Origin of the sequence: Bradyrhizobium sp. 17, assembly GCF_023073515.1 — a bacterium.
Taxonomy (GTDB): Bacteria; Pseudomonadota; Alphaproteobacteria; order Rhizobiales; family Xanthobacteraceae; genus Bradyrhizobium; species Bradyrhizobium canariense_D.
In genome coordinates this window covers 307429-320643 of the sequence record NZ_JADPJQ010000113.1, presented here as the reverse complement: position 1 = coordinate 320643, position 13215 = coordinate 307429, and the positions used below count along the sequence as shown (strand labels likewise).

General features: G+C 62.7%; 10 protein-coding genes. 8 read left to right on the top strand and 2 right to left on the bottom strand.

The genetic code is table 11. From position 1 onward, the window contains the following. Nucleotides 1-88: 88 nt before the first annotated feature. The 8 genes from urtB (at nucleotide 89) to IVB13_RS24105 (ending at nucleotide 9973) form a co-directional block, all read left to right on the top strand. Entirely contained in the window at nucleotides 89-1015 is a 927-nt protein-coding gene (gene urtB, locus IVB13_RS24140) for an urea ABC transporter permease subunit UrtB (RefSeq protein ID WP_018455942.1), read from the top strand. 17 nt (nucleotides 1016-1032) lie between these two features. Further along, nucleotides 1033-2172 (top strand): urea ABC transporter permease subunit UrtC, encoded by a 1140-nt coding sequence (gene urtC / locus IVB13_RS24135; RefSeq protein ID WP_018455943.1) that lies wholly within the window; start codon nucleotides 1033-1035, stop codon nucleotides 2170-2172. A 118-nt stretch (nucleotides 2173-2290) separates the two neighbouring features. Further along, nucleotides 2291-3046, top strand: a complete 756-nt coding sequence (gene urtD, locus IVB13_RS24130; protein ID WP_018455944.1) for an urea ABC transporter ATP-binding protein UrtD — start codon at nucleotides 2291-2293, stop codon at nucleotides 3044-3046. Nucleotides 3047-3057: 11 nt separating this feature from the next. After that, a complete protein-coding gene (gene urtE / locus IVB13_RS24125; RefSeq protein WP_018455945.1) occupies nucleotides 3058-3747 on the top strand; it encodes an urea ABC transporter ATP-binding subunit UrtE in 690 nt (229 codons plus the stop codon). Between the two features lie 27 nt (nucleotides 3748-3774). Next, on the top strand, nucleotides 3775-5004 hold the full coding sequence (gene fmdA, locus IVB13_RS24120; protein WP_007598072.1) for a formamidase: 1230 nt from the start codon (nucleotides 3775-3777) through the stop codon (nucleotides 5002-5004). A gap of 90 nt (nucleotides 5005-5094) precedes the next feature. Then, nucleotides 5095-5469 (top strand): zinc ribbon domain-containing protein, encoded by a 375-nt coding sequence (locus tag IVB13_RS24115; protein ID WP_247490750.1) that lies wholly within the window; start codon nucleotides 5095-5097, stop codon nucleotides 5467-5469. 40 nt (nucleotides 5470-5509) lie between these two features. Beyond that, entirely contained in the window at nucleotides 5510-6550 is a 1041-nt protein-coding gene (locus tag IVB13_RS24110; protein WP_018455947.1) for an aliphatic amidase, read from the top strand. Between the two features lie 303 nt (nucleotides 6551-6853). After that, on the top strand, nucleotides 6854-9973 hold the full coding sequence (locus IVB13_RS24105; RefSeq protein WP_247295926.1) for an autotransporter domain-containing protein: 3120 nt from the start codon (nucleotides 6854-6856) through the stop codon (nucleotides 9971-9973). Nucleotides 9974-9976: 3 nt separating this feature from the next. Here the strand turns inward: IVB13_RS24105 and IVB13_RS24100 are convergent, their stop codons facing one another. Continuing rightward, nucleotides 9977-10807 carry an MlaD family protein gene (locus IVB13_RS24100; protein WP_018455949.1) on the bottom strand — a complete coding sequence of 277 codons (831 nt, stop codon included), beginning with the start codon at nucleotides 10805-10807 and terminating at the stop codon, nucleotides 9977-9979. Between the two features lie 158 nt (nucleotides 10808-10965). Then, nucleotides 10966-13185 carry an acetate--CoA ligase family protein gene (locus IVB13_RS24095; protein ID WP_026233059.1) on the bottom strand — a complete coding sequence of 740 codons (2220 nt, stop codon included), beginning with the start codon at nucleotides 13183-13185 and terminating at the stop codon, nucleotides 10966-10968. Between the last annotated feature and the right edge of the window lie 30 nt (nucleotides 13186-13215).

Genomic DNA, 13215 nt, shown 5'->3' with positions numbered 1-13215 from the left:
CCCTGGCGTGGACCGCAAATCCACGCCCAAGACCCCCGCGTCGCGAACCTGCTCGCGACGCGGGACCCTTTCCCGACGGAGGACATCGATGTTCGGCGACTACTCGCTTGGTGACCTTGGCTCCATCTTCGTCATGCAGGGCTTTGCAGGACTGATCCTGTTCTCCGTCTACGTCCTGATGGCGCTGGGTCTTGCGATCATCTTCGGCCAGATGGGCGTCATCAACATGGCCCATGGCGAGTTCATGATCCTTGGGGCCTACGTCACCTGGATGACCTCGAGCTTCTTCCAATCCTATTTGCCAAGCCTGTTCAGCGGCTATTTCTTCCTCGCGATGATCCTGGCCTTTGTCGCATCCGGTGCGTTGGGGATGCTGGTGGAATGGGTGCTGATACGGCATCTCTACAAGCGCCCGCTCGACACGCTGCTCGCGACTTGGGGCCTCAGCCTGATCCTGCAACAGGCCTATCGCTCCGTGTTCGGCGCGCGCGAGGTCGGCGTCGAGCTGCCGCAATGGATGCTCGGCTCGCTGCACGTGACCGACAGCATCGAAGTGCCGATCAACGGCGTCTTCGTGATGTGCCTCACCGTCCTGATCACTGTCGGCGTCGCCTACGTGATGTACAAATCGCGCTGGGGTCGACAGGTGCGCGCCGTCGTGCAGAACCGCATCATGGCCGGTGCCGTCGGCATCAACACCGAAAAGGTGGATCGCTACACTTTCGGCCTCGGCTGCGGCATTGCCGGTGTCGCTGGGAGCGCCTTCACCATGATCGGCTCGACCGGGCCGACCTCCGGACAGCTCTACATCGTCGATACGTTCCTGGTGGTCGTGTTCGGCGGCGCGGCAAGCCTGCTCGGCACCATCGCATCGGCCTTCTCAATCTCGCAGACCCAATCCACCCTCGAGTTCTTCCTGTCGGGCTCGATGGCTAAGGTGCTGACGCTGCTTGCCGTTGTCGGAATCCTGATGCTGCGGCCGCAGGGTCTCTTCGCCCTCAAGGTCCGCAAATAACAAGAAGCAGGCAAGTCATGGTCATCAACTCACGCTTCTTCAATCGATCCGAGCTCATGGGCTTCCTCGTGCTGGCCGCCGTGCTGTTCGTGATCCTGCCGCTCTCGCTGGATGTGTTCCGTCTCAACCTCGTCGCGAAGTATCTGACCTACGCCTTCGTCGCGCTCGGTCTCGTGCTGTGCTGGGGCTACGGCGGCATTCTCAGTCTGGGGCAGGGCGTGTTCTTCGGCCTCGGCGGCTATTGCATGGCGATGTTCCTCAAGCTGGAGGCCTCCAGCGTCGAAAATACCAAAATCCAGTCGACGCCAGGCATCCCGGACTTCATGGACTGGAATCAGATCACGTCACTGCCACTGTTCTGGCAGCCGTTTCACAGTCTCGCCTTCACCATCCTCGCCATCATCTTGGTCCCCGGCATCTTCGCGCTGATCATCGGCACTGCGATGTTCAAGCGGCGCGTGGGCGGCACCTACTTTGCCATCATCACCCAGGCGGTGGCGGCCATCCTCACCATCCTGATCGTGGGCCAGCAGGGCTACACCGGCGGCATCAACGGCATGACCGACCTGCGCACCCTCAAGGGATGGGACATCCGGCCCGACCACGCCAAGGTCATCTTGTACTTCGTCGAAGTGGTGCTGCTGTTCGCCTGCATCGGCATCGCGCAGTTCATCCGCCTGACCAAGCTCGGCCGCATCCTGGTGGCTATGCGCGAACAGGAGGACCGCGTCCGCTTCTCCGGCTACAGCGTCGCCAACTTCAAGATCTTTGCGTTCTGTATGGCCGCGGTTTTCGCCGCGATCGGCGGGGCCATGTTCGCGCTCAATGTCGGTTTCATGTCGCCGTCCTTTGTCGGCATCGTGCCGTCGATCGAGATGGTGATCTACACCGCGGTCGGCGGACGGATGTCGATCTTTGGCGCGATATGGGGGGCCATTCTGGTGAACTTCGCCAAGACCAGCCTGTCGGAATCCTTTCCGCAACTCTGGCTGTTTGGTCTCGGCGCGCTGTTCATCGCGGTCGTGCTCGCTTTCCCGAACGGCCTGTCGGGGCTCTGGGCCGACTATGTGCAGCCGCGCGTCGACCGCCTTTTCGCCTCGCGCAAGAAGCCGGGCTGGAGCGACAATTCGGTTGCCGACGGCGCACCAGCAGAGTGAGGAGACCATCATGCTCGTCGGTCATCACGATGCCGATGCCATGCTGGCAGTGAGGAGATAGGTCATGCTCGTCGGTCATCGCGATGCCGATGCCACGCTGGCAGTGAGGAGATAGATCATGCTCGTCGGTCATCAGCCCAAGGAATTCCTGCTCGCGGTCTCCGGGCTGACGGTTTCCTTCGACGGCTTCAAGGCCGTCAACGATCTCTCGTTTTACGTCGAGGAGAACGAGATCCGCGTCATCATCGGCCCCAATGGGGCCGGCAAGACCACGGTGCTTGACCTGATCTGCGGCAAGACCAAGGCGACCGAAGGCTCGATCCAGTTTCGCGGGACCGAGCTGACCAAGCTGAAGGAGAACGAGATCGTCAAGGCCGGCGTCGGCCGCAAGTTCCAGACGCCGTCGGTGTTCGAAGACCTCACCGTGTTCGAGAATCTCGAGATCTCGTTTCCGCGCGGCCGCACCGTATTCGGCTCACTCACGTTCCAGCGTGACCAGCTGGTGAGGTCACGCGTCGGAGAGGTTGCCGAGATGATCTTCCTCAAGGACAAGCTCAACACCTATGCCTCCGAGCTCAGTCATGGCCAGAAGCAATGGCTCGAGATCGGCATGCTGCTGATTCAGGATCCTGACCTGCTCATGCTGGACGAGCCCGTCGCCGGCATGAGCGTGTCCGAACGCACCAAGACCGCCGAGCTGCTCAACCGCATCATCAAAAACCGCTCGGTGCTCGTGATCGAGCACGACATGAAGTTCGTCGAGGACATCGCGCACAAGGTCACCGTGCTTCACCAGGGCCAGATCCTCTCGGAAGGCACCATGGAAAAGGTGAAGAACGATCCCAAGGTCGTCGAAGTTTATCTCGGTCACTAAGGAGCGCGACGATGCTGGCTATTTCTGATCTTCACGTCGCCTACGGCCAGAGCGAGGTGCTGCACGGGCTCAACGTCAAAGTCGCGCCCAACGAGATCGTGGCGATCATGGGTCGCAACGGCATGGGCAAGACCACGCTGATGAAATCGCTGATGGGGATCCTGCCGGCCAAGAGTGGCTCGGTGACCATGGACGGCGCCGAGCTCGGCAGCCTGCCGAGCTACGAGCGGGTGGCCAAGGGGCTCGCCTATGTGCCGCAAGGCCGCATGATCTTTTCTACCATGACGGTGAAGGAGAACATCGAGACCGGCCTCGTGGTCTCCGGCGGAACCGAAGTGCCCGGTGACATCTACGAACTGTTTCCGGTGCTGCTGGAGATGAAGGACCGCCGTGGCGGCAATCTCTCCGGCGGCCAGCAGCAACAACTCGCGATCGCTCGTGCGCTGGCGACCAAGCCAAAAGTGCTGCTGCTCGACGAGCCGACCGAAGGTATCCAGCCGTCGATCATCAAGGAGATGGCGCGCACGCTCAAGCACATCCGCGACGAGAAGGGGCTTTCAATCGTCGTGTCCGAGCAGGTCCTGAGCTTCGCGCTCGATATCGCCGACCGTGTGCTGGTGATCGAGAACGGCGAGATCGTCCGTGATGATCCGCGCGGCGCCGTCGATGCCGCACAGGTCTCGAAATATCTGTCCGTCTAACCAACCGTGTAAAAGGGGAGCCTCTCGATGCCAGAGACACTGATCAAGGTCGATCTCACCAAGTCGGCCTATGAAAATGACATGGTGCATAACCGCTGGCACCCCGACATTCCGATCGTGGCCTGGGTCAATCCCGGCGACGACTTCATCATCGAGACTTATGACTGGACCGGCGGTTTCATCAAGAACAACGATTCCGCCGACGACGTGCGCGACATCGATCTGTCGATCGTGCACTTCCTCTCCGGCCCGATCGGCGTCAAGGGCGCCGAGCCCGGTGACCTCCTCGTCGTCGACCTGCTCGACGTTGGCCCGATGAAGGAGAGCATGTGGGGCTTCAACGGCTTCTTCTCCAAGCAGAACGGCGGCGGATTTCTTACGGATCATTTCCCGCTGGCGCAGAAGTCGATCTGGGACATCAAGGGTCTCTACACCTCGTCGCGGCATATTCCGGGCGTCAACTTCGCCGGCCTGATCCATCCCGGCCTGATCGGCTGTCTCCCCGATCCGAAGATGCTGGACACCTGGAACAAGCGCGAGGCCGAGCTGATCGCAACCAATCCGACCCGTGTGCCCGGCCTCGCCAATCCGCCGTTCGCGCCGACCGCTCATGGCGGCCGCGCCAAGGGCGAGGTCAAGGACAAGATCGGAGCCGAAGGCGCGCGCACCGTGCCGCCGCGGGAGCATGGCGGCAATTGCGACATCAAGGACCTTTCGCGCGGCTCGAAGATCTACTTCCCGGTCTACGTGCCCGGCGCCGGTCTCTCGATGGGCGATCTCCACTTCAGTCAGGGCGACGGCGAGATCACCTTCTGCGGTGCGATCGAGATGGCCGGCTGGCTGCATCTGAAGGTCGAGGTGATCAAGGACGGCATGGCGAAGTACGGCGTCAAGAATCCGATCTTCAAGCCGTCGCCGATCACACCGAACTACAAGGACTATCTGATCTTCGAAGGCATCTCGGTCGACGAGGCCGGCAAGCAGCACTATCTCGACGTCACCATCGCCTACCGCCAGGCCTGCCTGAATGCGATCGAATATCTGAAGAAGTTCGGCTACTCCGGCGCCCAGGCCTATTCGATCCTTGGTACGGCACCGGTTCAGGGGCACATCTCCGGCGTCGTCGACGTGCCCAATGCCTGTGCCACATTATGGCTGCCGACGGAAATCTTCGACTTCGACGTGATGCCGTCCTCGGCAGGTCCGATCAAGCACATCAAGGGCGATATCCAGATGCCGATATCGCCGGACAAGTAATCCCTGCGCGACCGGATGCGAGACGGCGTATCTGCCGCCCCGCATCCGCCGCGACAGTTCTCTCACAGACAACAGCGTAGGGATGATGCGATGCCGGTCTATGAATATCTCTGTGACGATTGCGGTCCGTTCAAGGATATGCTCCCGATGGCCGAATGCGACGATCCGCAAGCCTGTCCGCAATGTGAAATCATGGCGCCCCGCGTGATTCTGACCGCCCCGAACTTCTTCTGCATGCCGTCGGAGACGCGCAAGGCTCACGCCGCCAACGAGCGCAGCACGCACGCGCCGCAGACGCTGGCGCAATACAAGGCCTCGCATGGCCCCGGTTGCGGCTGCTGCTCCACGGGCAAGAATTCGTCAAAGAACGCGCCGGATAAGAACAAGCCGGCGCGGCTGGTGACCAAGACCAGGAGCGGTGCCAAGGGTTTTCCCACCGCGCGGCCCTGGATGATCAGTCACTGATTCACGCGGCAATCTCAAACAGAGTAGAGGAGCAATTCAAATGCTTCACGGTGACATCTCCAGCAGCAACGACACCGTCGGCGTCGCGGTGGTCAACTATAAGATGCCGCGCCTGCACACCAAGGCCGAGGTGCTCGACAGCGCCCGCAAGATCGCCGACATGGTGGTGGGCATGAAGACCGGCCTTCCCGGCATGGACCTGGTGATTTTCCCGGAATACTCCACCCAGGGCATCATGTACGACTCCAAGGAGATGTATGAGACCGCTTGCGCGGTGCCCGGTGAAGAGACCGCGATTTTTGCGGAGGCCTGCCGCAAGGCCAAGGTGTGGGGCGTGTTCTCGCTCACCGGCGAGCGCCACGAGGAGCATCCGCACAAGGCGCCCTACAACACCCTGATCCTGATGAACGACAAGGGTGACATCGTGCAGAAGTACCGCAAGATCATGCCGTGGGTGCCGATCGAGGGCTGGTATCCCGGCAATTGCACCTATGTCTCCGACGGCCCGAAAGGGATGAAGGTCAGCCTGATCATCTGCGACGACGGCAACTTCCCGGAGATCTGGCGCGACTGCGCCATGAAGGGGGCCGAGCTGATCGTGCGCTGCCAGGGCTACATGTATCCGGCCAAGGAGCAGCAGATCCTGATTTCAAAAGCGATGGCATGGGCCAACAATGTCTATGTCGCGGTCGCCAACGCTGCCGGCTTCGACGGCGTCTATTCTTACTTCGGTCACTCCGCGATCATCGGTTTCGACGGCCGCACCCTCGGCGAGTGCGGCGAGGAGGACTACGGCATCCAATATGCCCAGCTGTCGAAGCATCTGATCCGCGATGCGCGCCGCAACGGCCAGTCGCAGAACCATCTCTACAAGCTGGTCCACCGCGGCTACACCGGCATGATCAATTCCGGCGAAAGCCCGCGCGGCCTCGCCGTCTGCCCCTATGATTTCTACAAGAACTGGATCGCCGATCCCGAAGGCACCCGGGACATGGTCGAGGCGATGACGCGCGCGACGCCCGGTACCGCCGAATGCCCGATCGACGGCATCCCGAATGAAGCGGCGCCCACCAATTACTAAGCCGTTGCCCAAATCAGTGTGTGTGAAGGCGTGCCGCTCGCTCCCGTTGGGACGCGGCGCCGCCCCAGATGATCAGTCATTGATGTGAACGACGGTCAATACTGCGACCGAACCGCACACGCAAACGTCGTGGATCGACCAGGCTGCGCCGGAAAAGCGTGCCTCTGGTGCAACATGGTCCGCTGAATCAGTCCGGTTTTGCTGTCCCCCAGCGATTCCGCCGATTCCGTAGTTCCACGGAGGGGCCCGGCGGCCTAGTTTGCCGGCGGCGCCGCTGGGGAGCGCTGGACTGAGGGCATCAAAGTGGAATTTGGGCCGCCGAAGGCTGGTCGGATTGGGCTGCGCCTTGCCGCGGTCGCTTCGTCTGTCGTGGCGGTCGTTCTCAGCCTCGGCCTATCGGCGACACCTGCGCAGGCGGACTGCGCGCCCGACCCGGCGGCAAGCGGGCAGACCGTCACCTGTAGCGGCACCGATGCCGACGGCTTTGCGGCAAGCGGCGGCGTCACCAATCTGACCGTAAATGTGCTGACTGGCGCCAGCGTCAACGATAACGGCACGGCGGCGATCAACGTCAATGACACCAACGTCATCACTAACAACGGCACGGTGGCGGCGGGCTCGGGCCTCACCGGCATCAATGGCGGCAATTCGAACACCGTGACCAACAACGGCGCCATCACGGTGCTTGATAACGGCCTCGGTATCTCCGCGCTCGATCACAACATCATCATCAATGCCGGGACCGTCACCACCGGCGACCACGGCAGCGCGATCTCGGTAGGAAACAACAATAGCGTTAGCAACAGCGGTGCGCTGTCCATCGGCGCGTCGGGCGCGGGCATCTTCGCGGTCCAGAGCAACACGATCACCAACGCCGCGACGGGCACGATCACCGGACTCGATGATTCAATCGGGATTTTCGCTTCGTTCGGTGGCACGACCGTGACCAATGCAGGCGCGATCAAGGTCGGCGATTCCTCCGGCTTCTCCGGCGGCATCGTTGCGACCATGGATAACAACACGGTCACCAACACCGCCACCGGCACGATTTCGGTCGGGCAGGGTGCCGCTGGCATCTTTATGCAGGGTAGTTTTCAAATCGTCAGCAATTTCGGCGCAATCACGGCCGGCGACTTTGGTGCCGGCATCGCCTTGTTCGGTGATGACGCCAAGGTCACCAATAGTGGCTCGATCAAGTCGGGCGATGGCACGTCCGCCGGCATTGCGGTGCAGGGCAATCGGGTCGCGATCAACCAAAACGGGACGATCAGCGTGGGTCTGGGCGGTGCGGGCATCGCGTTTACGGGCCTGTCCTCCACGATCAGCAACAATGGACGGATCACAGGGGCCGATTTCGCCGAGGGCATCGTAGCTCTCGGTGATTCCAACACCATCATCAACAGAGGTACGATCACGGTCGGCGATTCCGGCTTCGGCATCGACGTGAGCTCGTTCACAACGACAAACCACGTTGTCAATACCGGAACCATCACCGTCGGTGCTGGCGGCGTCGGCATCAGCGTGAGCGGCGGGGCCAACGTCTTCAACTCCGGGACCATCAACGCTGCGGCCGGAATCGCTGCAATCGAGTTTTGTGTCTGCGGCCCCAACACGCTGACGCTAGGACCCGGCAGCATCATCAACGGCCTGGTGCTCGGCACTGGCGTCGACACGTTCCAGCTCGGAGGCATCGGCAAGGATACGTTCAACCTCGACCTGATCGGTCCCCTTCTTCAGTATGACGGCTTCTCGACCTTCAACAAGGTCGACAATTCGACCTGGACGGTGACCGGCACGGGTAATCAGGACTGGAACGTGCTGGGCGGCACGCTCACGCTGGCCGGCACCATCAATGGCAATGTGAGTGTCGCGGCCGGCGGCACGTTCGGTGGCGTCGGCACGGTCGGAAGCTCCATCTCCGTCAACGGCGGTACGCTAGCACCGGGCAGTCCCACCGGGACGCTCAACGTGTCCGGTGATCTCTCGTTTACGTCGGCGTCGCACTACATGGTGCAGGTCTCGGGCACCAGCAACGGCGTCGCGGTCGTCACGGGAACGGCGACGCTCGCCGGCGCCACGGTCGTCGTCGTACCGACCGGCTCGATCGCGAAGCACTACACGATCCTGAACGCGGGCACGCTGCCCGACAGCTTCAATCCGGTCGTCGCGGGTTTGTCATCGAACCTGCATGCGACCCTGAGCTACGACCCCAACAACGTCTTCCTGGATCTCGCGCTGGGCTATGGCGGCGGCCTCAATATCAACCAGCAGAATGTCGCCAACATTCTGACGCACTACTTCGACAACACCGGCAGCCTTCCCGTGGTGCTGGCGAATCTCTCGCCGACGGGACTGACGCAAGCCTCCGGCGAATCAGGGACGGGATCGCAGCAGACGACGTTCAATGCGATGAACCAATTTATCGGCTTGTTGACCGACGTCTTCAGCGCGGGACGCGGCGGCGCACCGGGCGCGACGCCCTATGCCGACGAGACGAACGCGACTGCCTATGCCGCGACCCGCAAGAACGCGAACGAAGCCCTTGCTTCGATCTACCGCAAGGCACCGCCGCTGACATTCGAGCAGCGCTGGGACGTCTGGGCCGCCGGCTATGGCGGCTCGCAGGCCACTGACGGCAATGCGGCGCTTGGCTCGAACAACGCCACCAGCAGCGTGTACGGCACGGCGGTTGGTCTGGATTATCGCTTCTCGCCGTCGACGATCGTAGGTTTTGCGCTCGCCGGCGGCGGCACCGGCTTCAATGTCACCGGGCTCGGCTGGGGCCGCTCGGATTTGTTCCAGGCCGGCGCCTTCGTGCGTCACAACGCAGGACCGGCCTATGTCACGGCCGCGCTGGCCTATGGCTGGCAGGACGTCACGACCAATCGCATCGTCACCGCCGCCGGCGTGGATCAATTGCGTGCGCAGTTCAACGCCAACGCGCTCTCGGGCCGTGTCGAGGGCGGCTATCGCTATGCCTGGCAGTGGATCGGCCTCACCCCCTATGCGGCGCTCCAGGCCACCGTGTTCAGCCTTCCGAGCTATTCGGAGTTCGCTGTGGTCGGCAGCAACGTCTTCGCGCTGAATTATGCCGCCAAGGACGTGACCAGCACCCGCACCGAACTCGGTCTGCGCGCGGACAAGTCCTTTGCCGCAGCCGGCGGCCTGATAACCTTGCGCGGCCGCGTCGCCTGGGCGCATGACTACAATCCGGATCGCACCATCGGTGCGGTCTTCCAAACGTTGCCGGGATCGGCGTTCGTGGTGAACGGCGCCGCCCAAGCACACGATTCCGCGCTGACCACAGCGGCGGTGCAGATGAGCTGGATGAACGGCTGGTCTGCGTCGGCGACTTTCGAGGGCGAGTTCTCGAACGTCACCCGCTCTTACGCCGGCAAGGGCGTCGTCCGCTACGCGTGGTAGGCGCTACCGTTTCTGCTGCGCCGGCTTCCGGGGCGGTCGCGGAGCGGCGGCCGGCGTGGGTGTCCCGCTCATCTTGTTGGCGGCTTCGCTGACGTCGAGCAGCGAGCGACGGATGTCATCGAGGAAGTTCGCCGATTTCTTTTTCATGGTGTCGGCGAGTTCGTGCAATCCCTGGATCTTTTCGAACAGCTCATCCGCCTTGCCGTCGGCAAAGCCGGGCACCACGCCTTCGATCTTTGTGACCGCCTTGTCGAAGCCCGCGAAGGCGCTGTCGACCCTGGCCATGACGGAATCGATTTCGCCGCCCTTGCTCCGGAGATCGGCGGTGTAGTTCTCGAACGTGCGCAGGCCTTCCTTGATCGCCGGGGCGTTGCTGACGATCGTACGGTCGACGCTATGCAGGGTGTCGACGATCGATTCGGCATCGCTGAGATCGGCGGTCAGCACGGGGACGCCGTCCGAGTCCAGCGGCACTGGCGGCGCCGAGGGCGCGCCGCCGATCAGCGAGACCGCGGCGACGCCGGTGAGGCCCTGGAACTCGATGCCCGCGACGGTGTCCTTGCGTATCGGCGCGGTATTGTCGAGCATCACCAGGGCCACGACCTTGCGCGGATTGTCCAGCTTGATCGACAGGATTTGGCCGGCGGGGACGCCATCGAAATTGACCGGTCCGCCGCGGCGCAATCCGCTGGCGGAGCCCCCCTCGAATACCACGCGCAACTGGCTGCGGCTCTGGAGGGTGCGCCATTTCTGCACGCCGAGCACGCCGCCGAACGCCACGGCGATCACCGCCAGCGTCGCCGTTCCGATCACCAGATTGCTCGCGCGTGCCATGCGGGATGATTTTACGGCCAAAGCGGGGAAGTTGGAAGGATGATGGCGTGGCCGCAATAATAGGATGGGCGAGTTAGGGAAGCGTAACCCGCCACTTCCTCTCGCGTTTTGTCGCAAGGATTGGCGGATTACGCTGCGCTAAACCGCCCTCAGCGACATCAATGCCCGGCGGTGTTCTTGGCCGCAGCATTGTTCAGCACGATCAGGGCATCGACGGCGACGCCTGTTTTGGCATTGATCAGGAACGGATTGACGTCGATCGAGGCGATCCGGTCGCCAGCATCCGCGATCAGGTTGGACAGGCCGACCAGCGCCTTCACCGCGGAGGCCTCGTGCAAGGCCGGTTTGCCCCGATAGCCGCGCATCTTGATACCGGCCTTGGTGCGGCCGATCAGGAGTCGAGCCTCAGCCTCGTCCAGCGGCGCGCCGGCGAGCGCGACGTCCTTCATCAGCTCGATGTCGATGCCGCCAGTGCCGAACAGCACGACCGGGCCCATCTCGGCATCGAGGGAGGCGCCGACCACCAGTTCCAGATCTGCCTTCACCTGTTGCGCGATCAGGATGCCGTCGAGCTTCGGCTTGCCCTTCAGCTTGCTCAGCCGCGCGGTGATGTCGGCGAACGCCTTCTTCACCGCGGCCGGGTTGTTGAGATTCAGCACCACGCCGCCGATATCTGATTTGTGCAGGATCTCGGCGCTGACGACTTTGGCCACGACGGGGAAGCCGATCTGCTTGGCGATCTTCACGGCCTCGGCTGCCGTCTGTGCGATTGCCTCCTTCGAGATCGGGATGCCATAGGCCTTCAGCAGCTTCTTGGAGGCGACCTCGTCGAGCGCGGCGCCAATTGCCGATTTCAGCGCCTTCTCAAGCACGGCGCGCGCTGCAGGCTTCGAGCTGGAGACGATATCAGGCACTTCCTTGCGCAGCTTGGCGTAGTCGAGCAGCGACTTGATCGCAGTCACCGCGCGATCCATGCCCTGCATGACCGCGAGATGCGGCAGCGACTTGCGCAAGGTCTTGGTGAACTCCGTGAAGCCGATCGACATCGCGCTGATATAGATCACCGGCTTGCCGGCCCGGCTCGCCATCTCGTCGACGATGCGCAGATTGCGCTCGCGCAGCTCGTGCGGCGCTTTCGGCAGCTCGGCATCGATGATGACGATGTCGATATCGGGGTCGTCGATCATCAGCCCGATCGATTTCATGTAGACGGAGGGATCGACCACCGCGGCAAAGCCGGCGTCGAGCGGGTTGCCGACGATCGAGCCCGGCCCGAGCATCTTTGCCAGCTCCGAGCCGACATGCGAGCTGAGTGGTGCAAAATTCAGGCCTTCTGCATCGAAGGCGTCGATCAGCATGCCGCGCTTGCCGCCGGATAGCGTCACTGCGGCGAGCCGGTCGCCCCTGGGCACTGCGGCGTGGACGAAACATTCGGTGGTCTCGATCAGCTCGTCGAGCCCGCCGACCCTGATGACCCCTTCGCGCGTTGCAATGGCGTCGAAGGTCTCGATCGAGCCCGCGAGCGCGCCGGTATGTGCCATCGCCGCCGCGCGGCCGCCCTCGGACGCTCCGAGCTTGAGCGCGATCACCGGTTTGCTCGCGGCGCGCGCCGCCTTGCAGGCGTCCCGGAATGCCTTGGTGTTGCGCACGCCTTCGAGGTAGACCACGATCACCTTGATGCTAGGATCCTCGGCGAAATAGCGCATCAGGTCCGGCGTCTCGAGCCCTGCCTCGTTGCCGGTCGTCACCATGTAGCCGACCCCGACGCCGCGATCTTCCAGGGCCTGGCGGATCGCCATGACGATGGCGCCGGATTGCCCGGCAATCGCCACCGCGCCCTGTTCCATGGTGACGATACGGTCGTCGATATTGGTGAAGAGCTTTTCGCCCGCGCTCAAATTGCCGAGGCAGTTCGGGCCGGTGACCGCCAATCCCGTCTCGCGCACGGCCGCTTGCAGTTCGGCGGCGAGCTTCTGGCTTTCCTCGTCCTGCAACTCGCTGAAGCCCGAGGTGACGATGGTGGCCGAGCGCGCGCCGGCCGCGGCGGCATCGCGGATCACCTGCACGGCAAAGCGCGCCGGCACCAGCACCAGCACGTGGTCGGGCTTCTCCGGGAGGCTTGCAAAGTCCTTGTAGCAGGGGACACCCCAGATGGTGTCGCGCTTGGAATTGACGGGATAGAGCCCGCCCTCGTAGCCGTATTTGACCAAATTGTTCCAGATGCGCTCGGCATAGTTGCCGGGCTTGTCGGTCGCGCCCACCAGCACGATGTTGCGCGGATGCAGCATGGCGTGGATGCCCTTGACGATGTCGCTGGCATCGGGCGGCGGAGACCATGGGCGCGATGAAGCTGAGGCGGCAGATACGCGAGCTTCCATGGTGTGACCTCACCTGTTGTTCTTGTTGGC